Annotated in this window: 19 protein-coding genes; 10 read left to right on the top strand and 9 right to left on the bottom strand. The window is 27.8% G+C overall.

All coding sequences use genetic code 4. The annotated features are described in order from the left end of the window. Positions 1 to 11 precede the first annotated feature (11 nt). Both GOQ20_RS03365 and GOQ20_RS03360 read left to right on the top strand, forming a co-directional pair. Positions 12 to 1,289, top strand: coding sequence for a hypothetical protein (locus tag GOQ20_RS03365; protein ID WP_167845399.1), 1,278 nt, complete (start codon positions 12 to 14; stop codon positions 1,287 to 1,289). Positions 1,290 to 1,298: 9 nt separating this feature from the next. After that, positions 1,299 to 2,018 (top strand): phosphotransferase family protein, encoded by a 720-nt coding sequence (locus tag GOQ20_RS03360; protein ID WP_167845398.1) that lies wholly within the window; start codon positions 1,299 to 1,301, stop codon positions 2,016 to 2,018. A 225-nt stretch (positions 2,019 to 2,243) separates the two neighbouring features. Here the strand turns inward: GOQ20_RS03360 and GOQ20_RS03355 are convergent, their stop codons facing one another. The 7 genes from GOQ20_RS03355 to GOQ20_RS03325 all read right to left on the bottom strand — a co-directional run bounded on the left by GOQ20_RS03355 (position 2,244) and on the right by GOQ20_RS03325 (position 9,581). After that, positions 2,244 to 2,384 (bottom strand): hypothetical protein, encoded by a 141-nt coding sequence (locus tag GOQ20_RS03355; protein WP_167845397.1) that lies wholly within the window; start codon positions 2,382 to 2,384, stop codon positions 2,244 to 2,246. 38 nt (positions 2,385 to 2,422) lie between these two features. Further along, complete coding sequence (locus GOQ20_RS03350; RefSeq protein WP_167845396.1) at positions 2,423 to 2,716, bottom strand: hypothetical protein; 294 nt, start codon at positions 2,714 to 2,716, stop codon at positions 2,423 to 2,425. A 142-nt stretch (positions 2,717 to 2,858) separates the two neighbouring features. After that, positions 2,859 to 4,361, bottom strand: a complete 1,503-nt coding sequence (locus tag GOQ20_RS03345) for an amino acid permease (protein WP_167845395.1) — start codon at positions 4,359 to 4,361, stop codon at positions 2,859 to 2,861. Positions 4,362 to 4,612: 251 nt separating this feature from the next. Beyond that, positions 4,613 to 6,589, bottom strand: a complete 1,977-nt coding sequence (locus tag GOQ20_RS03340) for a hypothetical protein (RefSeq protein WP_167845394.1) — start codon at positions 6,587 to 6,589, stop codon at positions 4,613 to 4,615. Further along, a complete protein-coding gene (locus GOQ20_RS03335) occupies positions 6,589 to 7,380 on the bottom strand; it encodes an ABC transporter permease (protein ID WP_167845393.1) in 792 nt (263 codons plus the stop codon). The genes GOQ20_RS03340 and GOQ20_RS03335 overlap by 1 nt, the downstream gene beginning before the upstream one ends. Continuing rightward, positions 7,373 to 8,206, bottom strand: a complete 834-nt coding sequence (locus GOQ20_RS03330) for an ABC transporter permease (RefSeq protein WP_129619946.1) — start codon at positions 8,204 to 8,206, stop codon at positions 7,373 to 7,375. Before GOQ20_RS03330 ends, GOQ20_RS03335 begins: the two co-directional genes overlap by 8 nt. Beyond that, complete coding sequence (locus GOQ20_RS03325) at positions 8,190 to 9,581, bottom strand: ABC transporter ATP-binding protein (RefSeq protein WP_167845392.1); 1,392 nt, start codon at positions 9,579 to 9,581, stop codon at positions 8,190 to 8,192. Before GOQ20_RS03325 ends, GOQ20_RS03330 begins: the two co-directional genes overlap by 17 nt. A gap of 441 nt (positions 9,582 to 10,022) precedes the next feature. Here GOQ20_RS03325 and GOQ20_RS03320 point away from each other — a divergent pair, with 441 nt between their 5' ends. From GOQ20_RS03320 to GOQ20_RS03300, 5 genes are all read left to right on the top strand, one after another. Continuing rightward, a complete protein-coding gene (locus GOQ20_RS03320; RefSeq protein ID WP_167845391.1) occupies positions 10,023 to 11,384 on the top strand; it encodes an APC family permease in 1,362 nt (453 codons plus the stop codon). 172 nt (positions 11,385 to 11,556) lie between these two features. Continuing rightward, positions 11,557 to 13,365 (top strand): ABC transporter ATP-binding protein, encoded by a 1,809-nt coding sequence (locus tag GOQ20_RS03315; protein WP_167845390.1) that lies wholly within the window; start codon positions 11,557 to 11,559, stop codon positions 13,363 to 13,365. A gap of 10 nt (positions 13,366 to 13,375) precedes the next feature. Beyond that, entirely contained in the window at positions 13,376 to 15,244 is a 1,869-nt protein-coding gene (locus GOQ20_RS03310) for an ABC transporter ATP-binding protein (protein ID WP_167845389.1), read from the top strand. Positions 15,245 to 15,351: 107 nt separating this feature from the next. Beyond that, positions 15,352 to 15,729: a hypothetical protein gene (locus GOQ20_RS03305; RefSeq protein WP_167845388.1), complete on the top strand. Its 378-nt coding sequence runs from the start codon at positions 15,352 to 15,354 to the stop codon at positions 15,727 to 15,729. Next, positions 15,719 to 16,348: a Fic family protein gene (locus GOQ20_RS03300; RefSeq protein WP_167845387.1), complete on the top strand. Its 630-nt coding sequence runs from the start codon at positions 15,719 to 15,721 to the stop codon at positions 16,346 to 16,348. Before GOQ20_RS03305 ends, GOQ20_RS03300 begins: the two co-directional genes overlap by 11 nt. A 341-nt stretch (positions 16,349 to 16,689) precedes the next feature. Here GOQ20_RS03300 and GOQ20_RS03295 read toward each other — a convergent pair whose 3' ends face one another. Further along, positions 16,690 to 19,119 carry a PfkB family carbohydrate kinase gene (locus tag GOQ20_RS03295; protein ID WP_167845386.1) on the bottom strand — a complete coding sequence of 810 codons (2,430 nt, stop codon included), beginning with the start codon at positions 19,117 to 19,119 and terminating at the stop codon, positions 16,690 to 16,692. 127 nt (positions 19,120 to 19,246) lie between these two features. Between GOQ20_RS03295 and GOQ20_RS03290 the strand changes: the two genes are divergently transcribed. From GOQ20_RS03290 to GOQ20_RS03280, 3 genes are all read left to right on the top strand, one after another. Continuing rightward, the gene (locus GOQ20_RS03290) at positions 19,247 to 20,887 is read left to right on the top strand and encodes a PTS transporter subunit EIIC (RefSeq protein ID WP_167845385.1); all 1,641 of its coding nucleotides are present in this window, start codon (positions 19,247 to 19,249) and stop codon (positions 20,885 to 20,887) included. Between the two features lie 301 nt (positions 20,888 to 21,188). Further along, positions 21,189 to 24,437, top strand: a complete 3,249-nt coding sequence (locus tag GOQ20_RS03285; protein ID WP_167845384.1) for a GA module-containing protein — start codon at positions 21,189 to 21,191, stop codon at positions 24,435 to 24,437. A gap of 84 nt (positions 24,438 to 24,521) precedes the next feature. After that, positions 24,522 to 26,180 carry an IS1634 family transposase gene (locus GOQ20_RS03280; protein WP_167845019.1) on the top strand — a complete coding sequence of 553 codons (1,659 nt, stop codon included), beginning with the start codon at positions 24,522 to 24,524 and terminating at the stop codon, positions 26,178 to 26,180. Positions 26,181 to 26,209: 29 nt separating this feature from the next. Here GOQ20_RS03280 and GOQ20_RS03275 read toward each other — a convergent pair whose 3' ends face one another. Continuing rightward, complete coding sequence (locus GOQ20_RS03275; RefSeq protein ID WP_167845383.1) at positions 26,210 to 26,434, bottom strand: hypothetical protein; 225 nt, start codon at positions 26,432 to 26,434, stop codon at positions 26,210 to 26,212. Positions 26,435 to 26,536 lie beyond the last annotated feature (102 nt).

Raw genomic sequence — 26,536 nt, 5'->3', positions numbered from 1 at the left:
TAGGAGCAAAAATGAGTCTTTTTAATAAGTTTTCTGCAAAGATTTTAAGAAATTCTAAAGATGCAATTTACCTAATTTCAATGGATTCTGACACTGTTATTAACACTTCTTTAGAAGAATTTAACCAATATCTTTCTTCGTTATATGAATATATCAAAACTATTGATTACATAAAAGTAAAAGTGGTTGTTCCTGATTTATTTTCACTTTTAAATGAAGTTTTTTTTGGGGATAATTCTGATAAATATTTTGTCGAAATTAAGATTAGTAATATTAAAAAATTATGCCAATTGCTCAAGAAAATAGGTGTAGAAGTTGCTTTAACAATTGATTATAGCAATGTGGTTTCACTTAGTAAAGTATTTTACAACTTCAATATTGAAATTAAAGATGAAGATACCCCAGAGCAAAAAGGAAAGGTGTTTTTTAACACCAACACCTTTAGCATTTCAAATAATAATTATTTAACTAAGACAATTAACTTGGAAAATGACAATGATGAAAAGAATTTAACTAATCAATTTATTAATGTTATTAATAAGTACAAAAAAACCTTTGAAATAAACGAATTTGTAATTACCAACTTAATTCAATCTTCATACAAAATAGTTAAAAATAAAGAGAAAAGCGACCTTGCTAAAAAGTTAATTGACATTATTTCGAAAATTAAAATTACTCAAAGAATTGACTTTGGATTAGTTGAAGATAATGAAACTTGAACGCAAATTTGTAGGATGAAATTAGATGTTTTTAATTATAAAATAGTACATTTAAATTCAGAAACAGACAAATTCATTCGAAATATTAATTTATATAATGGAGTGGATTTCTTTATTTTAGATAGTTTGAAATTTTTAAATCGAAAAGAAATTTCGCACACTCTTCAATTGGAAGAATTACAGCAATTGCTTAAATTTATCGTTATGACAAATAAAAATGTTGGCTATACATTTTTATTTAAATATAGAAAGTTGCCAATTAAATATCTTATAAAAAACATTAAATTTGAAAGTCATATAAATAAATATATGAAAAAATTAATTATTTTAAGAAATGAACTTTTAGGATTTGATAAAAGAACCTACATTAGTGTCAAGCAAGTTTTTAACTTTCAAAAAAATATTAATATTTTTGAATTTAAATCAGATGAAGATACTTTTTTAATGGTTCAAAACCTATCAACTACACAAGTATTTATCAAGTTTTTCTTACAGTTTAAATACTTAAAACATTTTAAAATAGTAAAACCTGCACTTGAATATTTAGAAACAAGCATTAGTAAATTTTAAGGATTAAAAATGGAATTAATAAAAAAAGGATATACCAATATTTCTTATAAAGATGGCGAAATTTTCTGCCAAGAAAAAATTCTAAATGGATTTAATCATAACGTTGATTACAAATTACTTAATCAATTTGATTTTGTTCCAAAATTCATTAAACAAGATGATAAATTTGTCTATTGAGAATTTATTGAAAATCAAAAGTTTGCTCCTACAAATGAGAATTTAGAGAAAATAGCTACTAATTTAAAACAATTGCACTCTTCTTCAGTAAAATTTCAAGATAACTTTATGATAAAAAGACTTGAATCATTCCTAAGTCTTATTCAAAAATGAGGTAGAAGTAGTGAATTAATTATTAATTCTTTTACTCTTGTAAAGCAAATTTTTGCTAGTGATAATCAAAATAATTATCCAATTCATAATGATTTATATTTTTCAAATATTCTAAAAACGGATGAAAAACTCTATTTTGTAGATTGAGAGTATGCTTCGATGGGAAATAGACTTTTTGATTTAGCTCTTTTTATAGCAGCTACTGATTTATCTGATGAGCAAGAAGAAGTATTTTTAAACTTTTACAACGTAAAATCACATGAAAAACAAATTTATATTAATCAAAAATTCATTGCTTACTTCTTTATTGTAACTTGAGCTTTATCAAAAGAGCAAATTCCTATTAACGATAAATATTTCATTGATAAATTAAGCCAGCATTACCAAATATGCAAATAAAAACAACACCTTATTAGGGTGTTGTTTTAGTTATCAAAAGCCTAAATATAACTCCGCAAATGCAGTTTTTGCTATTTCCCTACTAAAAACGAATATTATGCAGTTTATAAAGTGTTAAATGTAAATTGTAAAATCAGTCGTCGTGTCGTATAAATAAACTGTAATTGTAATAAGTGATATTAAAAATTGGAACATTCAGAAAATAGCCATAACGACTAAAATAAACTATTTAATATTAACTGTGATATTAACTTTTGAATTCTTCAATTCAATTTCTTTAGTGTTATTTGCGATTTTCTCATCATTATCACGAAGAATTTTTTCAATTTCTTCCTGAATAAGTGTTTGATAAGAAATAATCCCCATATGTTCTACATTTATCTTTTCTGATCTTAGTACAAATCTTAAGAAATTAGAATTGTCGCGCAAAACTTTATTTTGTTGAATCATATCAATGATTCCGTGTTTTGATTTGCTTTGTTGATTGCTTTTTTTATTTCAAGAATATTGCGTGAAACAACTAAAAATTGATCAAGCACTTTCTTTTGTTTTTTTCTCACAACTGGATTTGGAGTATCTTTTAAATCGAAAGGAACAGGGATAACAAAAGAACTAATTTGTTTTCTTAAATTATCTTGTTTTTCTTCCAAAAGAGAAACCTCAATTATAGCCCTTTGAAGGGTTCATTTCACCACCATTTTTTCTCCTATAAATTTTATTATATTAAAATAATACAACTTTTTCAACACTCTTTTTGATACTTTTGCTAAACTGTCAAAAAAATGTTTAAAAAGCTGTATTAAATGTTAAAAATTGTTATAGTTTCTTTCAAAATGTGTTTTAGGATTGTGGAATTAAATGAACCTTGTGATAATTAAATTTATAATTGAGAAACACAAAACAAGATGTAATTAGTAAAAATCCTCAATATGAAATTCCATCATAAATGTATTTTCATGAACTAGAACTATAAAAAAGCCCACTGTTACTTTTACCACCAACAATAAAAGCAAGATAAATATCACGATAAATTATGTCAAATCCCATTATAACAACAATGGTAATGATGCAAAGCGCTGAAATTGTTTTGAAAAATCTAATAGCTGGTTCTTTAGTTTGAATATTTCTTTTTAGAGCCAAAAAGATTGTGTAAGCATAAACTAAAAAGAAAATGTTAATTGGGATATTTGAAAAAGTGTCAATTAATGAATCTGAATTTAAAATAACTGAAGGAATAGTTAGAAGCACAAAATAAATACCAAAAACAATTAAATATAAGATAAATCCACCAAGTCCTTGTTTTGTTAAGTCAAGCTTAGTAAAGAATTTATATCCAATAACCCCTCTTTCTTCTACAAGAGCTTGAAATCCTCTTAATGTCCCTAAATAAATTGAATTACATACAAAAAAGCCACTAAATCCAAGCATAAAGTAAATAATGATTTCAATTACTTGCTTGGTTTCTTTTTGTAAAGGATCCTTAAAAATGCTTTTAAAAATATCAACTACGTTTGCATAACCAGTTAAAGCGACTCCGAGTGAAATGAAAAAGTAAATAACACCCGAAATTATAATGGTTAAAATAGATACAATTGGAATTTGCTTTGGTTTTTTCATATCATCAGCAAGATTTCCAATCATTAAAAAAGCATCAAAAGCAAAAAGTACTATTGGAAGCGAAAGCGCAAGTCCGCTAAAATTAAACTGCTTGGTGCTTGCGACCCCATTTGCTCCATCATTTAAAGTTCCTGTATCTACATTTGGCGAATTATAACTACCAATAAATGCGATGATAATAGCAATAATTAAAGGAATTATTTTGAAGAAAAATGAAAATTGCTGCAATCATACTGAAGCTTTTAATTTAAAAAAATTAAGCGCAATTAAGAAAATAGCAACAAATATGCTAGTTAATACAACATACCCGAAATGGATGCTAGTTACATTAATTCCTTTAATTGAAGCAATAGCATTAAAAATCATTTCAGTAGAAAAAATAGGTAAAATCGTACTTAAAAGTCCATAGTATAGAAACGATTGATAAAGCTTTGCAATATACCCTTGCTTTTGAGTAGATAAATTAGCGATTCAACCAGATAATCCGCTTTTTGAATGTCCTGATTTGGAAACTTGTAGAAAGCAATAAGCAGTTAAAAGCGAGATTAGCGCACCTAAAATTCAAACAACTAAGAAACTATACAAACTAAAATCGTTTGAATTTTCAATTGCTTGATTTTTAAAAATACTAATATTTTTAAAGAAGATTCCAATCCCGATAACACTTGAAACACTAATTGCAAGCGAAGCAAAGAAACCTATCTTATGTGCTTTTTTCTGATTCATAATAAAAATTATAAAGAAAAATAGTGCTTTTGGTAATAATTGCTTAAGCAAAATTTGTGTTAGATAAAATGAAAGTTCATCCTGAAATTCAGGATGAACCAATATATCTATTTTATGAATCTATCTATTTTTAAGGCCTTTTTGTTTGTAATAAAACCAAACCATCAATTACTGAGTTTAAATAATAAATAAAATAATTTGGGCGCTAAAACAGAAACTCAGATATTGAAGTTATTAAAGCCTTATGTTCATTAAGATTTAGTTCTTTGGAAATATGTAGTTGTAATTAAACTTTGAAGTTTTTCATCTACTGGCAAGATACCTTTGTGGGTGTTATTTTTACTTTCAACAATTTCATAAATTGAAATAACTTTTGGATCATATCCATCAATTGGTGTTGCAAAGTAATTTCTAAGCACAAAATCATAATCAATTTCTTGAGTAGGGTTATAGTTAATGAAGTTAAAATTATCTAAAGAAAGATATTTTTCAGCAATTTTAGCTTCAATTGCTTCATTTGCAAAGTTAATTAAAGCAATTTTTCTAGCAAAATATGCTAAAAGAGCTTCTTTTTCGTTTAAAGTTTCTTCTAAATCTTTAAAATCTTCTTCAAATCCTTTTAATAAGTATTTTAAAGTAAGTTTATATGCTTGATCTTTAGAAGCATTAATTGCATCATCAAATAACTGAAGTGATTTTTCTTTGGTTTGAATACTTACAATTTGTTCAAGTAATCCATCAATACCATTATCTTGCAAGTATTTTTGAATTACTTGTGGATAGAAAGTGGCTCAATCTTCAAGAGCAGCATCTTCAGAACTTTCACCATCTAAAAAGGCTTTATGTAGCTGATTGCTCTCTTTAAAATGCTCAGTAATTTGTTGGTTATCTAAGTTACTTCAGCTAAGAATTTGGCTAAGTTTGTTTACTAAAACTTCACTTTCTTCTTTGGTGAAAATTTCCTCAAATTCTGAAACTTTCAGGTTGCTTCAAATATCTAATAACGCCTTTTCATAGAATGTTTTTTCGAGAGTTGAGCTATCAAAAATATTAATTCCTTGCTCTTTAAATTGCTCATAAAGTGATTTAAATGAAGGTAAATTATTATAGAATGAATTTTTAAATACATTTAAGTACTCAAAGTTTTGCTTTTCAGTATTTTTATCCGAAAGAACCAGTCCATCAATTAAAAGGATGTTGAATTTAGGTTTAACCACTCTAATTTCACCTTCTCCAACCTCGCCGGGGAAATTATCTTCACCATAATATGAATCAATAGCATCACCATTATACATAATCGCTGCGTTAATATCAGGTCTTTGGTGGTTAATTAAATTATTTACAATTTGAAGACCATCTCCTTCAAAAGTAATGTGCTCACTATCTTTAACGTCAAAACCAGTTCCATCTTTAATTAATGAAATAAATGAGTCAATAAGTTGTGAGTAGGTATTATTTTCCACTTCACCAGTAAAATGCTCTGATGTACGTCTTTTTTCATCCGGAATAAGTCAGTATGATGAGCCATATAAAAGGTTATCTCTTATTGCATCAGTAATAATTCAGTTTTTGTAACCATTTTCGCTAATTATTTTAAGCAAATTAGCCATGTGATATAAATCATCACCATATTGGCTATGATATGATTCAAAATTAATTTCACCTTCTTCATTTAGATGTTCTTTATCACTTGGAGTAACTTTATTTATGTTATAAGCAACTACTGCATCTTGCGAAAAATAAGGATAGAAATACTCTCATAAATGAGCATTTAAATCTCTGCCAAATTCATCTTTTTCTAAGTACTTATCGTATTGTTCAAGATGGTCTCAAATGTCTTTTCTTAAAGTTAATTTCACCATTTGTTTGGTAAGCTCATAATTATCTTTAAGAATTGGCATATCAAAAAGCACTGAGTAATCAATTTTAGCAATTAAGTGTTTACGAATTAATTGGGTAGCTAAAAAGTCAGTCCCAATTCCAGCTGCTGCTTTATTATTTAAAATAGCATTGTAAAATTCGTTAATTTCTGAAAATTGCTTATAGTCAAAAGTTTTAGAAATAATCCCTTTATTTTCTTCTGACATGTAGGCTTTAAAGTTGTAAAAACTAGGTAAAAAAGGTTTTTTCAGTTTTTGGTGTAAAGTAACAGAAACACCAGCAGTAACTGCGGCTACTGTTGTGGTTGCTATTAAAACATTGCGATATTTTTTAAGTTTATTAAACATTATTTTTGACTTTTGCTTTTAGCCACTGTGTAAATAATGTTTCCAATAATTGTCATAAATAACACAATTGAACCAAAAACAAGTCCTCAAGCTTGGAATGAACCTTCATAAAGTTTAGTTCCAAGTGTTGATGTATTTGATACAGTTCTAGCGATAATGAAATCATCAAAACTTAAGAATGTACTTACAATAGCAACCATGATAATTGAAGGAATCATGTAAATAAAATATGTTTTAAATCATGAAGCAATTTTTGAATACCCTAAATCCTGGCTTGCTTCAAAAAGGTTATTATTAAATTTCTCACTTCTAGGTAGCATAAGTGAAATTCCGTATGGAAGAGCCATAACTGTATGTCCAATAATTAATCTTCCAAATCCTTCGCTATCTGTTGAGATAATTCCAAAGAAAATTCCAAATACAAGCACAAGACCAATAGCTGTAATGTTATCTGGGTTAATTAACGGAATATTTGAAGTAGAAATAACTGAAGAACGCACTAATTTATTTTTTTGTCTATAAAGTGCATAAACAGTGATAAGTGAAAGTGAAATAACTAAAAAACTAACAATCAATGCAAGTAAGATAGTATTTACAAGCGCTAAATCACGTCCATCTTTAAATAAATTAGCTCAGTTATCAGTAGTTCCTACTGTTCAAGTGGTGTTGAATTCACCTTTTTTAGTTTGTTGGTTAAATGAAAAGACAAAACCAAAAATTAAGGGTACATACACTAAAGTTAAAATGATGTAAATGTAGCTTCTTTTTAAAATTTCAACAATTTTACTCATAGTGCGCTCCTTTCTTGAAGAAGAAAATTACTTTTGGAGCAATTAATGTAAGTGAGTAAATTCCAATGAAAATAGCACTAACAACAACAACTAAAGCACTACCTGAGCTTAAGTCAAATTTGTTACCTGGATTAATTTTTGAGTTAATTAAGTCCCCGATTAATTGTTTTTGTGATCCATCTGGAAGTAATTTTTTACTAATAACAAAGGTGGTAGCACTAGCTAGGAAAATCATACCAATACCACTTAAAATTGCTTTAGTTGCATATGGAATGATAACTTTGTACATTGTTTGGAATGAGTTATACCCAAGGTCATAACTAGCTTCAACAATGTTTTTAGGCATATCCTTAAAGACTGTATAAAGCGGCATAACCATAAGTGGAATATTTAAGAAAGTAAGCCCTAAAATAATAAATCATTCAGCATTTAATGATTTAGGGTCAGCTACCATAGCTAAAAATAATCCTTTAATAGCATAAATTTTCGCAATAGTGAAAATTGCCATTGGACTAATAATTAAACTCAGTGCATAAATCCGGAAAATTTTAGATTTAGATGTTGAAATAAAATATGAGTATGGAAGAGCAATAATAAGACATAAAAATGAAGAGATAACCCCAATTTTTAAGCTCCGTCCAATGATGTTTCAAGTGTTTGATTCTTTTACTAAAATTCAGTTGTCAAATCCTTCTTCATGTCCAACAACAGCGTTAGTGAAAATTAAAATAATTGGTAAAACAATTAAAAGAATTGCGATTAAAAAATAAGGAATGGCTAAAGCTAAACGACGATTAAAGTTTAATTGTTTAATTTTGGAAAGCATCGTTAGAATAATCTCACTTAGCGTCTTTTTTCATTAAATGAATTGAATCGATTGTTCAGCTTAAATATACAGTTTCGCCTTCTTCAAATTTTTTCGCAGTTTCTACAAAAATTGATTGAGTTTCAGAAATATCTACTTTAATATAGTAGTAACTTCCACGATATGAAATATCTGAAACTGTACCTTTAATTTTTCCTTCGGTTGATTTAGGTTCTGCAATAATATCAATATCTTCAGGTCTAATTAATGCATCAAGAATTTGACCTTTTGCAAATTCATCACCTTCATGAACTGTTTTAAATTCTTTACCAAGAAGTTTTACATTCCCATTTTCTAAGAATTTAGCGTCAAAAATGTTTGAATCACCAATGAATTTAGCAACTCAAATATTAACTGGGAAATCATAAATATTTTTAGGTGTATCATATTGCTCGATTTTTCCATCACGCATAACAGCGATGCGATCTGAAAGTTCTAAAGCTTCATTTTGGTCGTGAGTAACAAAAATAAATGTAAGACCAAGTTCTTGTTGCACGCTTCTAAGAAGAATTTGCATTTTTTTACGGATTTTAGCATCAAGAGCACTAAGTGGCTCATCTAAAAGTAAAATTTCAGGCTCAATAACTAAACTACGAGCAAGAGCAACACGTTGCTTCATTCCTCCTGAAAGTTCATTGATGCTTCTTTTTTCATTTCCTTTAAGACCAACAATTTCAATGATTTTATTAATAGCTTCTTGTGTTTCTTCACTAGTTAATTTACGTTTAAAGTGACGGTTTTCAAAAGCTTTTGATTTTTCGCTTACATAATTTTCCCAATATGAATATTCAAAATCTGAATCATCAAGTCAAGTAAGACGTTTTTTGTATTCTTTTGTCTCTTCATTTAAGGCTTCAAGCTCTTTTTCATATTGGTCTTGTTTTTCTTGTAATTTAGCAATTTTAGCAGCTGCTTTAGCTTCTCATTGTACAAGTTTCTTTTGGTATCTATCGATTGTTTTTTGACTAATTTTGTCTTTATCTTTTGGAACTCTTTTTAATTTAAGTCCATACATAATGTTTCCTTCAACATTTAAGTGCGGGAAAAGTGCATAATCTTGAAAAATTGTAGAAACGTTTCTTTTGTATGGAGCAAGATCTTTAATGTCAAGTCCATTAAATTTAATTTCACCACGGGTAGCTCATTCAAAACCACCAAGTAATCTTAAGATAGTAGTTTTACCACTGCCACTAGGTCCAAGAAGAGTTACAAACTCTCCACGATTAATGTTTAAATTAACTTCGTCTAAAACAGTCTTATTACCAAATTCTTTGGTAACTTCAACTAATTCAATAACATAATTATTCTTTTTTGTGTTTGTCTTAACACTTTGCATATTATTTTCCTCCTTTATTTTAAATTGAATAATTAATTATTCAACTGGGAGGCACAATCATAGATATTTTCGCAATATTCTTCTACAAACTTTTCGAGCGCAGGATAGTGAATATCGCAAAAATTAATCAATATCCATTTAATTGCTAAATGAATATTACGTCTTACCCTATTTTTCATAGATTGAATTTTACCAAAATGTAAAAAATCAATAATGATTTTATCTAACAATTTTGCTACTAAAAGCACGCTTAAATTATTTATATTTTCCTAATTAAAATTAAAAGTTTTAGAAACAATTTTTTTACATCTAATTTAGGCATTACCTTTTATAAAAATTAGGTTTTATGATAGTTAGGTGAAAAAAGTGTATAAAACCAAAAATAACAAAAAAGCTTGCTTTTCATTTCTTTTTTGAACTTTTTGCATTAAAATTATATTCATGAACACACAATCAAGCACAAGAGCTTTCAGTGAGAAAAACTTCATTTTCTTCACAATTAACTTTATAGTTGGATTTGGTTTTGTTAGCACCATTTTAACCATTACAAATTTAAAAGCTCTAGGTTTAATAACTATTTTATTAACTTCATTTATTACCTTAGGAATTGTTCTAGTTTTTTCAAGATTAGCAGCGGTGTATAGCGAAGAATATGGCGGATCATATTACTATGCTAAAAAAATAGGGGATTCTAAAGCTAAGAAATTATTTGCTTTTTGAGTTGGTTGAAGTCAATTTATGCAAGGACCAATTTTTTCAGCAGCTGGACCATTATTTTTAGCTACAGCAATTTCAGTAGTTACTGATAATCAAATGGTAATTTCAATTGTTAGAGGAATTTCATTTTTATTTTACATTCTGCTTATGTTTATTTCTACATTTGGTCTAAAATTAAGCACAAAAGTTATCTATCTTTCAGCAATTATTAAATGAACTATTATCTTTTTAGCCCTTCTGCTTTCGGTTTATTTAGCTTTTGAAAATCCAAGTTACTCAACTAATTTTAGTGGGTTAATTGATAAACCTAAAAGTGAATACGCTTATTTAATTTCAAGCTCAGCGATTTCATTTATGTATGCTTTTGGTGGTTTTGAAAGCATTGCTGCAATGACTAAAGATGCGCAAACTCATAAAATTAAAAAAGTACTATTTTTGTCTTTCGGATTTATTGTTGGGTTTTATTTAATATTTTACTTAGTGCTTTTAGGGGTAAACTCAAGTATTTTAAATGGGCAATTTAGCAATATTTTTCTTAAAACCTGATCAATTACTGGACTTGTGATTTTTGTAATTGGAACTATTTTTAATCAAATTTCATCAAAGATTTCAACTGTTTTAGTTAATTCAAGACAATTAATTCCGCTTGCAGAAGATGGATATTTGCCTAAATTCTTAATCAAAACTAATTCACGTGGTGAATATCGTAATGCTATTTATTTCTCGCTTGCACTTACTATTTTTTCATTAATAGTGTTTTGGGCTCTCCCTGAGTTTTTAAATCTTAAAAACTTCTTCCTTTCAGTTATCGAAATAGGAACTATTTCATTTTTGGTTCAATATGTGCTCACTTTCATCACAGCTTTAATTTTAGAGCAAAAAAATAAAGTAATTACAATTCCTTGATATGAAAAAATCATCTATTATTTAGTGATGATTTTGCTTATTTGTTTAATTGTTATTTACCTATTCCCAATGATTGTAGGTCATTCTTGAAGTATTGAAAATACTATTGTTTTAGTTTCATATCTAGCTTCATTAATCATTGGCGGAATTTTATTTGCCATAGCTAAATTTCACAAGTAGCTACCTTTAAGTTGCGTGCAAAAGGTGCATAACTTTTTACTTTCTACTCTAAAATTTAGAATTATTGAATCTTTAATTTTAAAGTGTTATAATTTAAAAATTATTAATATATAAGGTTAATTAAGCTATTTAAAAGCAAAATAAATCAAATAAATACCAAAGGAGGTTTGTTATGATAAAGGTATTTAAACTCTTGCCAAAAAAAGTAAAAACTCTATTTTTAATAGGTATTATTTTGATTTTAATTAACGTTGTAATTACGATGTTTTTACCAATTTTACTTAGCCAGTTCCTTTCATTAATTGCTCCTAGCTCAAATGAAGTCAGCCAAGTTTATTACATAGTGCTATTTAACAAAGTCAATTTATTCCCTTCCAATACGCAAGCCCAAGCAATTACCAAACTAATTATTATAGTTATTTTAATGATTATCTTTGGATTAATTACGTCAATTGGTAGTGTGCTAATTACCACTTATGCTGGCGAGCTTAGTTCAAACCATTTAAGAAACACTTTATTTGAAAAGTACCAAAAATTAAGCATTAAAGATATTGCAGAGCTTAAAACCGAAACTTTAATTACTAGAATTAATGATGATGTTGCCATCTTTTGAGACTTTTTAATGAGTGCTTCAAGTTCGTTAGTTCGTGCTCCATTTTTTATCATTGTCGGAGTGGTATTTTCATTTTTGACTGATGTAAATCTTTCTTGAGCAGCTATTGGAGTTGTACCGGTTCTTGTGTTTGTGCTTTTACTTATTTTTAAATTAGTAAATCCACTCATTAAGAAAAATAGAAAAAACTTAGACCAAATTACTAAAGAAGTAGAAGAATCAATCATTGGTTCAAAACTTATTAAAACTTACAATTTAGAACAAAAGCAAAAACACAAGTTTGATTTAGCAAACAAAAGATGATCAAGTGTCGAAATTAAAACCTTTAGCTATTTTGCAATTGGTAACCCGGCCTTTTTTGCCATTATCAACCTTGTTATTGTGGCTATTTACTATATTGCTGCATACAATTTAAATGACATTAGCGGCGATAAAAGACAATTTTTTGCCACAATTAACGTCTTTATTGAATATGAAGTACTTATTTCATTTGGTATTTTAATGCTTTCACAATTTTTAGGAATTCTTTTTAGAGCTAAAACTAGTGCTGGAAGAATTGTTGAGATTTTAGAAAAACCTTATGATGATTTAAATGTAACTGATGGGCTTGTTTTAGATAAATCTTTACCAACTAAAGACTTTTCGGTTGAATTTAAAGATTTTAACTTTAAATACTATAAAAATTCACCTGAATACATTTTGAAAAACATTAACTTCAAAGTTAATGGAGGAAAAACTTTAGGAATAATTGGACCAACCGGAAGTGGTAAAACTACAATTGGAACTTTAATTGCTAATAACCTTAAATATACTGAAGGAAGCATTTTAATCAATAATAAAGAGCTTAATCAAATTAATTCAAAAGATTTAAGCGAATCATTAGCTATTGTTTATCAAGAATCACAGCTTTTTGCAGGTACAATTAGATCAAATTTACTTTTTGCTAAGCCGAACGCAACTGCAGAAGAAATTAGCAAAGCTTTAACCGCAGCTTGTGCTATTGATTTTGTTTACCGTTTTGATGATGGACTTGATCATCCAGTGTATCAAAGAGGGAAAAACCTTTCTGGCGGTCAAAAACAAAGACTTTCAATTGCCCGTTCACTTTTAGTAAATCCAAAAATTTTAATTTTAGATGATTCAACTAGTGCTTTAGATAATTTAACTACTAAAAAGTTAATTGAAAACATCAAAAAATATTATGATTGCACCACAATTATAATTTCACAAAAAATTAACTCAATTAAGCATTCTGATGAAATTTTAGTTATTAATGCAGGTGAAATTATCGCAAAAGGAAAACACGAACAGCTAACTAAAGAATGCAAGTGATATAGAGAAATTTATCACAATCAATTAGAACAATAAAAGGAGAAAAATGGAAAAATTAACTTTAGAAAAAGTTAGACAAGAAGTATCTCATTCTAGCTCTAAAAGTAATAACCTTTCTTCTTTTAAGGTGTTTAAAGTTCTTTGATCATATTTAAAAGAAAGTAAGAAATATTACTATTTAGGTCTACTTTTTGCAATTTTAAACTCACTTGCGTACACTTCAGGAAGTATTTTAATTGGACAAATTTTGCATCTTTATTTTGAACCATATATAAATGGTGCAGTGCCAATTTTTCAATGAACTCAGTTCCTTATTTTCCTTTCTTGCCTTGCTTTAATGTTTATTTTATATGGTATTTTTAAATATTTAGAAGCTCTTTTTTATGTTAAAGCTTCATTTATTGCAGCAACTAACTTACGTTTAAAAATCATGCATAAACTTTATAAAATGCCTATTAAATACTATGATTCACAAAAAGCTGGTGATTTAATTTCGTCATTAATTAATGACGTTAATAACGTTGGTAACTCACTTTTTCAAATCACTAGTCAAATTTTTAGTAGTTGCTTTAACATTGTTTTTTCAGGTATTTTCCTTTGCCTTATTTCATTTAAACTTTCATTAATAGTTATTCCATTAACATTAGTTTTATTCTTTTCGGTGTTTTTAATTATTCAAAAAGCACAGAAATACTTTACTCAAACTCAAAATACCTTTGGTTTGCTTAATGCTTTTGTCGAAGAATCACTTAATAATACAATGGTTACTAATTCATTTAATCAACAAAAATTTGTTTTTAGCAACCTTAAAAAAATTACTAAAACAATTCGTCAAATTGCATTTAAAGGTGATACTATTGCGCGTAGCTTTGAAACCTGATATAACTTAATTTCAAACCTTATTATCTTAATTATTTCAGGAATTGCAGCTATTTTCTACATTAATAAAGTGTCAATGTGAGGGCTTCCATTTTTTGGGTCTTCAGAAAGTGGAATTGCTACTCCTTCACTTATTATTACTTACGTTTCACTTAATTGAAACTTTATGGGGCCATTCCAAAACCTTTTAAGCTTAGCTTTTAATGTTCAAGTTGGAATTGCTTCATCAAAAAGAGTGCATCGGTTAACTGAATTAAAAGAGCCTGATTTAAGCAAAGAAAAATACACCTTAGATAGAGAAGTTGAAGGTGAAATTATCTTCAAAAATGTCTTTTTCAAATATAATGAAAATCTTGAAAATTGACAATTAAATGATGCTAGTTTCAAAGTCAAACAAGGTCAAACAATTGCTATTGTTGGACCAACAGGGGCTGGAAAAACCACAATCATTAACCTTTTAAGCAAAATGTATGATTATAACAAAGGAAGCATTTTAATTGATGGTTATGAACTTAACGAAATTAAAACTGAAAACCTAAGAGATAATATGACTGTTATATTGCAAGATTCATTCTTATTTAATGAAACTATTCGTTATAACCTCAAAATTGCTAATCCAAATATTTCCGATGAACAAATGATTGCTGCAGCTAAATTAACTAATGCACACCACTTTATCGAAACTATGGAAAATGGATATGATACAGTGATTGAAAATAATGGAAATAACATCTCTCAAGGTCAAAGACAGCTTATTGCAATTACTAGAGCGGTGCTTTCGAACCGAAATATTGTAATTTTAGATGAAGCTACTTCAAACATTGACTCTCAAACTGAAATTATTATTCAAAAAGCAATGCTAGAGCTTATGAAAAATCGAACTTCATTTATTATCGCTCACCGTCTTAGCACCATTAAAAATGCTGATAAAATTTTGGTTATTGATGCTGGAAAAATTATTGAAGAAGGAACTCATGAAGAACTTCTTGCTCAAAAAGGATTTTACGAATCGCTTTACAGCGCTCAATTTAAATAAGAAAAGCAGGAATGTCCCTGCTTTTTGTTTTAATAAAAATTATCTAATCAAACATCTTATCAAAATTATGATATGATTTTTAATAAATTAATAAAGGGATGGTTTATATGAAATTATTTAGTTCTAACATATCAAGGCACATTGAAACGAAATTTGCTAGTGATATTAATAAAATTATTGATTTAATTAATGATTGATGAGTTGAAAATTTTAACCAAAACTTTGGTTTAATCGAGGTGGATTCAATTCGTTTTGGAGAAAGCATTGAATTAAATACTAGAACAACAGAAGAAAAATGATATAACGGATGTTTAATTAATTGAGGTTTAAAAGCAATATTAAAATTGGTGTTTGATTTACAACCTACAAAACAAATTGCACTTTATAATGCCGATAGAATTTTGAATACTAATCTTTTTAATGATACTTATAATAAAATCATCGATGAATTAAAAAGATTAAAGGAAAATAATTATGAGATATAAAGATTATTCAAAACAGCTTGTAAATATTTTACAAGGTCAAGTCTATTTCGAAAACCTATTGATTACAAAGCTAGAAACTGAAAATATTTTAAATAGTGATTTTTTAAGCCAAAATGATGAAAAGTTTATCATTGCAACAAATATAAAAAACGCTTGAAAATTTATCTTTGAAACCTATGATTTAGATATTACACCAGCATATATTTTGCAATTACATAAAATATTAATGAAAGATTTGGATTTTAATTATGGTAATTTTAGAAATATTAATGTTAACGTAACTGGTTCTAAATATAAACCGCCACTTCTTATTAAAAATCAATATTATGAATTGTTAGAGGATAACATAGAAAATATAAAAGATATTTATTCTTTACCACTTTTAATTGCAAGAGAACAATTTTTTAACGACGGAAATAAAAGAACAGCTACAATGTTAATTCAAAAAGAATTATTAAAAATGGGTAAAATTTTCAATTTAGATCTAGATGTATGTAAGCCTTATCGTAGAGCATTATTAAAATATTACGAGGAATTAGATGATAGTTATTTTAAAGAAGTTATTGATGATAACACCATTAAATTGAAAAGAAACAAAACTTATGAATACCAAAGATAATAAAAACAATTAGACAACACAATTTGTTTGCTTGTAATAGAAAAAATTAGTAAATCAAGATTTTTTCATTTTATCTTGGAAACAATTTGTATTTTAGTGAAACTTACAACAAAAATAAAAGCAGGGGTAGTTCCTGCTTTTATTTCATTCTTTTGAAAACTCCAAAAATATTGAAAACCCCGTAAATTAGCATCGATACTAAAAGGCTAGTGCAAAGTGGGATAATAATTCATCCATATCAAGGAAAATTAAGTGTAGGGTTTGTTTGAGTGATTACCGCACAAAGAATAAACCCTAAAATAAGACCTATTAGGAATAAACCTAAGATAAAGAATTTAAATTTATTGTTTCTTAAAATATTCATCATTAAACTTCATTTCAATATCTTTTACACTTGGAAGTGATTCAATTGCTCCATGCTTTTGAATGACAAATGAAGCACAGATGTTTGCTTTGAAAATAATGTGCTCAAAGTCTTTGATTTGTAAGTTTGCAAAGTCAAAATCGTGTTCAATGAACTGAGCAATGAAATATCCAAAAAATGAATCACCAGCACCGGTTGTATCAACTACTTTAGCATCAACACTTGGAATAACATGAGTTTGACCATTTAAAAATACTAAGGTTCCTTCTTTTCCAAGTGTAATTAAGAAGATTTTGTTTTGGTACTTTAATTCATTAATTTTCTCAACTTCAAGATCAAAAATGAGCTTTAATTCTTGATCTGATAATTTAATTACATTAGCTTTTTCAATAAAGTATTTTGCTTTAGACACAAAATCTTCTAGATTTTGACTATAAAGAGCATCACGATAATTAGGGTCAAAGAAAATGATTTTATTTTCATTAACCGCTTTATCTGTGAGCATATGATAAGTATCAAGTAAATTTCCACCTAAAAAGGCTGTAGCTGATGAAAGAACTAAAGAGTCAAAACTTGGAGCTTTATCTAATTTAAATTCTTTATCAGCACCTCTTAAGAAACTAAAATTACGTTCTCCACTAGCATCAAGAATTACATTAGCAATTGTTGTTTTATAGCTAGGTAAAACTTCTAAATAATTCTTATTTAAATTGTTACTGCTAAAGAAACTTTCGATCATTTTCCCTTCATCATCATTACCAATTGCTCCTAAAAAATAGGTGTTTTTGTTTAATAAACCAATAGCTCCACATACATTTAATGGGGCTCCACCCACTTTATCAACTACTTTATTTTCAATTTGATAACGATCAATTAAAGCTTCACCAGGAAGTAAAATAGTTTTATCTCTCAATTGCTCAAAATTATATGATTTTAATTCTTCAATTTCACCTTTAAGGTTTGTATTAATCATTTTTTCTCCTGTAATAAAATATTTAGAGCTAAATACTTGCTCTCCGTCATTAATGAAAATTTCGATAAATGAAGTATCTAAAATAATTTCTAACTTACTGATTTTTTCTACATTTCTTTGATAAATTAAACCTGTATCTACTGATTGTAAAAAGCTCATATTTGAACGATTACAAATTAAAGTGTTATTTTGATATTTAATTGATCAATTATCACCATTTTGGTTAGAAATTTCGAAATTAAAATCACCTTGAATATCACTGAAATTGATCAAATAAGCCTTATTTTCAAGGATGAAAGTATCGCTTAACTTTATTTTAATTCCGCTCTTTAAAACATCTAAAAAGTAGGGAGTTTGATAAATATGACCATTTTTTAATGCTAATTTTCTAGGGAAATTAAGATGATGAGCATATCCATCATCAAAAGTAGCTATTTCAAAATCTTGTGGTTTTGCTGCTCAACCAAGGTAAATAACTTCCTCGCTTGGCTGATTATTAAAAATTTGGCAAGCATAAAAATCAAACCCTAAATCTGAATGTTGCACTTTGATAGTTTCAAAAACACAATTTTCAAAGTCCATTTTACCTATTAAAAATAAAACATGATCATTTTTTTCATTTCCACCAAAGTATTTTTGACCTTGGGTTGAAAAACTTAAAACATCATAATTTCCTAACTTAAAGAAAATTGGACATTCATACATATATGCATCTGGAGTTTCAAAATTGTTAATTTTTAAAGTGCCTAAAAGTTTAAAATCTTTAAAATAGTGCTCTGATTGATAAATTGAAATAACACCTTTTTTAGTTCCTTTATCTTGAGCTCCATGGAAAAGGTAATATTTATTATCAATTTTAACTGGAAACGGATCTCTAAATTCTCCAGTGTACACCTCTTTATCTACTTCAAAAAGAACCTCTTTTGGTTTAAATGATAAGCTTTCTTCATCAAATTCACACATTATTGTTGCGCTTCCACGAATATAATCTTTTTCGTTTAATCATTTTTTTGTATTTCCTGTGTAATAAGCAATTAATTTACCATCTTCAACGATAGCTCCGCCGCTAAAAACACCATCTCAATCCTGCTTAATTGAAGGATGGATTAAAATTGGTAAGCTTTCGAAATTAACAAAATCTTTAGTGCGGAAGCAGCTTCATAATTTTGTTTTATGCATTGCTATTTGAGGTACATTTTGATAAAAAATGTAGTAGTACCCTTTGTAAAAAGCAAGTCCATTTGGATCATTTAATAAACCAGCAAATGGTGAAATGTGAACTTTGTTTAAAAACTCAGAATTAGCTGCAAGTTTATGATTGATTTTCACTTGTGATGCGTTTTGAAAACTAAATCGATCTGCATAATATGGATTTTTTGCTAAAAATTGCATTTTCTCTAGTTTTTCGTAATAATAATCTCTTTTTTTATTCATTTTATTCCTTGATTAAAAAGTTAATTTAAATTTAAGTTTAACTTTATAAATAATTTCCATTTTTGTATTAAATGATATAATTTTTTACGCAAATTTTAAAATAAATTTTAAAGAAGAAAGGAAAAAAATGACTTACGATTGAAATAAAATCGTTGAGACAATCGATAATGGTGTTGGTGGTGAATCGAATATTAGCAAAGTTTACCACTGTGCAACACGTTTTAGAGTGGTTGTTAAAGACGTTAATTTAGTTCAAAAAGAAGAGTTAGAAAAAATTGACATTGCTAAAGGTGTTAATGTAGCTAACGGTGAAGTGCAAATCATTTTTGGTGCTGGTCTTGTTAATAAAGTATTTGAAAAATACCAAGCTAGCCACAAAAATGGTGCTAATGCTAGCGCAAGCAATGAAGAAATGAGTAAAACATTTAAATGAAACCCTAACTCATCATTTAAAGATAACTTATTTTTAAATGTGAGAGCTGCTATTCGTGCATTTGCGGAAATTTTCATTCCGCTTATCCCAATTTTTATTGCAGGAGGGATTTCACTTGCTTTAGAAAGTTTTATTGGAGCATTTATTCCAAGTAATGCTGGTTCATCTTATAGAACAGCACTTGCTTTAAAAGCTTTCTTTAGCTTAATTGGAGGTGGAATTTTAGGTTCTCTTCCAGCATTTGTTGGTTATACAGCAATGAAAAAATATGGTGGTACACCACTTTTAGGTCTTGCAATCGGAATTATTATGGTTGCTCCATCACTTATGAACTCATGATCACAAAGCGATTTTGTGACAATTAATTTTGGTGCTGAAGTACCAGTTGATGCTAAAACACTAAAAGAAAAAAATGTTGCTTACACACTTTTCCCAGAAAGTTGAGGATTCTTTAACTTCTCATTAATCGGATATCAAGCACAAGTTGTTCCGGTTCTTATGATTGTTTACCTTGGATACTGATTAGAAAAACTTGCTAAAAGATTTTCACATGAATCAGTTGCAATTTTAACAATTCCATTAGTAACAGTTATTGGTTCAGTATTTTTTGGATTCTGATTAATCGGACCAATTGGACGTTATCTTTCAGATGCTATTGGATGATTATTCAAAAACATGTGAACATACACAAACTTCCCATTCTTTGGACTTGGTGGTGCTCTTATTGCTTTTGTTTACCCATTCTTGGTTATTACAGGACTTCACCAAGGGTTCTTACCAATTGAAGCCCTTCTTGTTACCGAAACAACAAAACAATTTGGACACGGATTTACATGAATTACACCTATTGCTACTGTTTCTAACATAGCACAAGGTATGGTTGGATTTGGTATTTTAATTGCTATTTTAATGCTTAAAAAAGACAAACAAGTTTCTAAAGTATCTTCATCAGCAATTTCAGCTAACTTAGGTATTACAGAACCCGCTCTTTTTGGAGTTAACTTACCATTAAAATACCCATTATTAATTGGAGCTATTGCTTCAGCAGTTGGTGGTTTCTGACTTGGAATGAGCCAAACATATGCAACAAGTCAAGGTTCGGCTTCATGACTTGGAAACATCTTACAATTCTCGTGAAAAGATGGAGAAGCAGAAAAACTTTTCTATGCTAAATTAGATAAAGATTTACCTTGAAATTATGTAATTCATACTTCAATGACAAATGGTGTAAAAATGTTAATCGGAAACTTAATTACATCAGTTGTAGCAGTAAGTGCAACAGTTATGTGATCACTTACAAAAGGTAAAAAAGAATTACTTAAATGAGCTGCATAATTTTCGAAAAATAGACGCAAATTTCATTCAAATTTGCGTTTTTTATTTCAAAAAATAAAAAAATTTTTTTCTATTAACAAAAAAAAAAAAAAAAACACCTACAGAATGAGCTAGTTCGTTTGAAATTTAATAAAATTTATATACCAAAAATTAATTGAAACTTTTGTATTTAGTGAATAGATAAAATAAAAAAGAGGGGGATTTCACTAATTTAGTTATAGTGTCATTATTTATTTGTTGTTTGCTAAATATATTTAAAATTTAAGGTAGTAAAAAATAAATTTAAAATATTGAGGTAAAAATGAAAAAAATCAAGAAGATTTCAAAGGTGTTGCTTTGCACAACATTACCTTTTGTACCAGTTGTTGCATTAGCAGCAACTTCTGGAGGTGAATCAAATAATACTTCTAATGGTGATAGAAGCGTTGTAAATAATCCTCAGGTTGTTGGAAATGTGCCTAATTCTATCATTTACATTAACAAAGATAATATGACCTTTGCTAATCCACAACATTACCAATACAACTTCAAAGATGGTACTTTAAAAAGTAACTATTATTTTAATGTTGGGTATGATACAAATCGTTACGGGAATAATGATTTTTCAATTGCAACAATTAAAATGAAAAATGAAACTGATAATAAATTTGAAAACCAAGATCAATGGTATGAAACAGAACAAGAATGAGAAGTTACTTTCAATAGAACAGCTCCATTTTTAAAAAGAGAAGGATATGATTTTGACACTTGAAGTAACTCACCACGTTTTGGTATAGTTTTATCAAAAAGCTTACAATTTGTTGAAAATAGTATGGAAATTACAGTGTATAAAAGCACTACATCTGAAGAAGTTTTCACAAAATTTAAGCCTAAACGAATGACAAATAATTTAGATGATCTTGAGTTTCATCTAAATGATATAGTTACAAATATTCCAGTTCCTAATAAATATGGAAAAAATTGAAAATCTACTTTAACAAGTTTTAATAGATGAACAACTTCGCTTGTTACTTGAGAATCAGGACCTATAAGGTTAGAACCAAGTTGACAACCTAATGCAAAATATGCAGATCTTTTTACAGATTGAGGCAATGGCCGTAGCGCTGATAGTCAACCTATTAGAGCTTATTTTGTGGATCACTGAAGAGATGAGCTTGAAGTTTCTTTAAACAAAAAAGGAAATAGATTTTTATATCCACCTAAATCAATTGTTGACCGAAGTGTTAAAGATTATAATCGTGGGGAATGACCAAATAATTGACAAATGAGTAAAAAATTCCAAGATAATGTTGGAACTATTCTTGGTTTTGGTTATAACACTGGGGCAAAACCTTATCATGATTACAATGATCAAAACTGATTTAAAGTTACTTTTAAAACACGCAAAAATGACTTAAGATTTAATGTAAAAAACACAGGTGGTCTTGCTTATGTAATGGCAGGATTTACAACATTTGATAAAAACACAAACATTTATAGCTTTAATTGAAAAGCTGCAGATGTAAATCCTAATCGTCAAAATTACTCAATTGAGATTAAAGAATTTAAGGAAAAAGATTCAAAATACAAATTACCTAATTCAGTGTCATATCAATTGGTAAGACCTGCAGGAAATGGATTAGAAGAAGCCGTTGTTCCTGAACAGTCAATTACTTTAAGCGATAATGGACAAAGAAATAATGTTGACACTTGATATTCACGTATTTACAACTCTTTTGATAAAGCTGCAAACCCTACTTTCTGAACAGCTCAATACAATGGACAAAATAAAAACATTTTTGAAACTTGACAATTAAAGCCAACAATTTCAAATCCTGAAGAAGATATTTGAGATATCGTTACAACATCTAAAGTTGATCCAAACGATTCAAACCGTTTAATTTTTGAAGTTAAATATGTAATTAACGATCTTAAATTGAAAAAAGATAATCTGAGAGAAGATCTTAAAAACTTCAAGAACTTAAATAATAGCCAAAAAGAGTTCTACATCAATAAGCTTAACACTATAAATGATGCTAATGAACTTAAAAAACTTTTAGATAAAGAAAATAATACAGGTGAAATTAAAGATCTTGATGACAAAATGGGTGAATTAAAAGATCTTTATGAAAAATCAAAAAACCTTAGAAATGGTGAAAATTTTGCTAATTATGATCAAAAATACAAAGTTGTATTTGATGAAGTTTTAACTAAAATTTCAACAAAGATTAATCAAAACTTAAATAAAGAAGAGGCTCAAGGATTAATTGATGAAGTAAAAACTCTTTGAGAATACTACAATTCATTAGAAAAAATTGCAACTCTTACCAATTTAACTGAAGACCAAAAAACTAAATTGAACAAAGAAATTCAAGATAAAATGGCTGATGTTAATGCTCAAGTTGCTGATAAAGTAAGTAGTTTTAAAAATACTTCTTCAAAAGGTGATTCAATAAATCAGTTAATGGGACAATTAGCAACGTTAAAAGCTGCTGCGGAAAAAGCTAAAACAACAAATAACTATAACTTAGCTACAGGCGATAAAAAACCTAATTTTGATAATGCTTTAGCAGCTGTAAGTGGCGCTGATACATCAGTAGATCCAGAACAAATTAAAACTTTAATTACTAATTTAAGAAATGCTTTAGATCAACTTGATGGTGAAAAAAGTCTTAATGATGCTAAAACAAAAGGTAAAGAAGAATTAGCAAAATTAACACACTTAAATGAGAGTCAAAAAACTTTAATTTCAAACAAAATTACTGAAGCTCATACAGTAGAACAAGTTAAAGATTTAATTAAAATCGAAGAAAATGGATCTAAAGGAAGTGCAAATCTTCTTGATGAGCAAATGCAAAAACTTAGGGAATTAATTACTTCAGGTGAAAAAGCAACAAATTCCGAAGATCAAAACTACACTAATTATGATCAAGCTACAAGTGATAAAAAAGAAGCTTTAGATACTGCGTTAAAAAATGCTAAAGATAATTTAAATAAAGTTGGAGATAGTTTAGAAACAGTTACAGATTTTGTAACTAAGCTAGAAAGCGCTTTAAATAACCTTGATGGAAATTCAAGTCTTCAAACAGCTAAAGAAAGAGCGATTAACGCAATTAATGATATACAAATTTTCCCTAATTTAAATCAGTCTCAAAAAGATGCGTTAATTGCTTTGATTAATTCTAAAAATACACTAAATAACATTCAAGCCATTGTAGGATCAAGTGAAAATAATTACATTGGTACAGCTAAAGATCTTGACAATGCAATGAAATATTTAAAAGAAGAAATTGCAGCTTCTGAAGCAATTAAAAATAAGGATAAATATAATAATGCTTCAGTTAAAGTTAAAAATGATTTTGATGCTAAATTTAATGAAGTTAGTGGCAAAGTAAATGATAATTTAACTTTAGAGCAAGCTACAAAACTTAAAGAAGATCTTAAAAATGAAAGAGAAGCTCTTGATGGAGTATCTAGTGACATTTTAAGAAATGAATTAATTTATAAAGTTAATGCTGATTCTCCTAACTTTGACACTTTGGTCTTTTTTAAGACTTTTTGAATTTCTTAATATATTACATATATTAAGAAATTTTTTATTTTTTTATTTCATATATAGTAAATATATGGTATAATGTGGTAAAAAGGACAAATTATGGCATCAGTACAAATCATCAAAAAGAATAAAACACAATATGTAAGAATCGTAGAATCATATTGAGATAAAGAAACTAAAAAACCAAAAATTAGAGAAGTAAAATTTTTAGGTAAATTAGAAGATCTTACAAAAGATAATCCAAACTTCATTGAAGAATTAAAAGAATCTGTTAGTTCAAAGAAAAATCAAAAACAAAAAGATAGAAACGAACAAATTTTACAAATCATGAATTCTTTAAAATTGGACAAATTTAAAGGAACAGAAATTAAAGGATATGGAAATTTAGTTTACGAAGAAATCATAAATTATCTAGAATTACCAAATTTCTTAAATGACTTACAAAAGAAAAATAGTAGGTCAAAATATGACCTAGCATCAATTACAAAAATGCTAATTTTAACAAGAATTTTAGAACCATCTTCTAAAAGAAGTTCAGTTGAAAAAATTAAAAAATATTGATACAAATTTGATGATAGTTTGAAAGACATTTATAGATCACTTGAGTTTTTACAGGATAAAAAAGCGGATATTTTAAAACATTTAAATGAACAATTTGTAGACAAAATTAACAGAAATTTAACATTCTGTTTCTATGACGTTACAACTGTTTATTTTGAAAGTTTTATACCTGATGAACTTAGAAAATTTGGTTTTTCAAAAGACAATAAAGTTAACCAAACTCAAGTTGTTTTAGGTCTTTTAATCGACGATATGGGAATACCGATTTATTATGATTTATTCCCTGGAAACACATCTGATTTCTTGACTTTAAAACCTGTTTTAGAGAATATAAAAAGAGACTTAGGTATAGATAAAATTACTATTGTTGCAGATAGAGGTTTAAACTCAAAAAGTAACTTATTAGCCATAAAACAAGCAGGATACGATTACATAATGGCTTACAAAATCAAAGGTAAAGAAAATAAAATTGAAGGAATTTATGATCTTGATACATATAAAATGATGTATGAAGAATTCAGTGTGAAAAAACAAGATCACAAAGAGCTTTTTAAATCTAATAATACCTTTTATGAAATTGACAATAAACTGATTTTAACTTTCTCTGGAAAGAGACAAAGAAAAGATAAAAAAGATCGTGAAAGACTTATTAAAAAAGCTGAAAAATTACTCAATTTATCAGCTATAAAATCAGAAATGAAAAGAGGTGGTAAGAAGTATTTAAAACTTTCAGCTAACGAAGTTGAGTTAGATCATCAAGCGATTTTGAAAGATGAAGCCGCAGATGGATTTTATGGAATTTTAACATCTCATGAAGATATGGATGAAATGGAAATTATTGAACAATATTCAAAACTTTGAAAAATAGAAGAAAGTTTTAGAGTGATGAAAACAAACTTTGAAGTAAGACCAATTTATCTTTCAACTGAAAAGACAATCAAAGGACATTTTTTAATTTGCTTCCTTGCACTCACGATTCAAAGATATTTAGAATTTGTTCTTGAATATTGTGGTTATCCGCTTCCTACGAATAAAATAATTGAATCAATTAAAAATCAAAAATTATCAATTATCCCAGAAATAAATACTTATATTAAATCAGAAGAATCTGAAGAGTTCAAAACTATATTAAAAGTTCTTGGACTTAAACCAATTGAAACTATTGGTAAATGTGAAGACGTAAAATTTACTATATAGGAATTGTGATATAAAAACGACGAATAGCTCTATATTGTAGGGTTATTCGTCGTTTTAAGTTTTAAAAGTGTCAAACTTAGGAAAAATAAGGATAAATATAATAATGCTTCAGTTAAAGTTAAAAATGATTTTGATGCTAAATTTAATGAAGTTAGTGGCAAAGTAAATGATAATTTAACTTTAGAGCAAGCTACAAAACTTAAAGAAGATCTTAAAAATGAAAGAGAAGCTCTTGATGGAGTATCTAGTGACATTTTAAGAAATGAATTAATTTATAAAGTTAATGCTGATTCTGCTCTTTCACCAGTTGAAAAACAAATTCTTTTAGATAAAATCAACAAAGCTAAAAGTAATAA

Source organism: Mycoplasmopsis gallinacea (genome assembly GCF_012220205.1).
GTDB lineage: Bacteria > Bacillota_I > Bacilli_A > Mycoplasmatales > Metamycoplasmataceae > Mycoplasmopsis > Mycoplasmopsis gallinacea_A.
The sequence above is the reverse complement of the archived record's forward strand: the minus strand, read 5'-3'. Positions and strand labels throughout refer to the sequence as shown.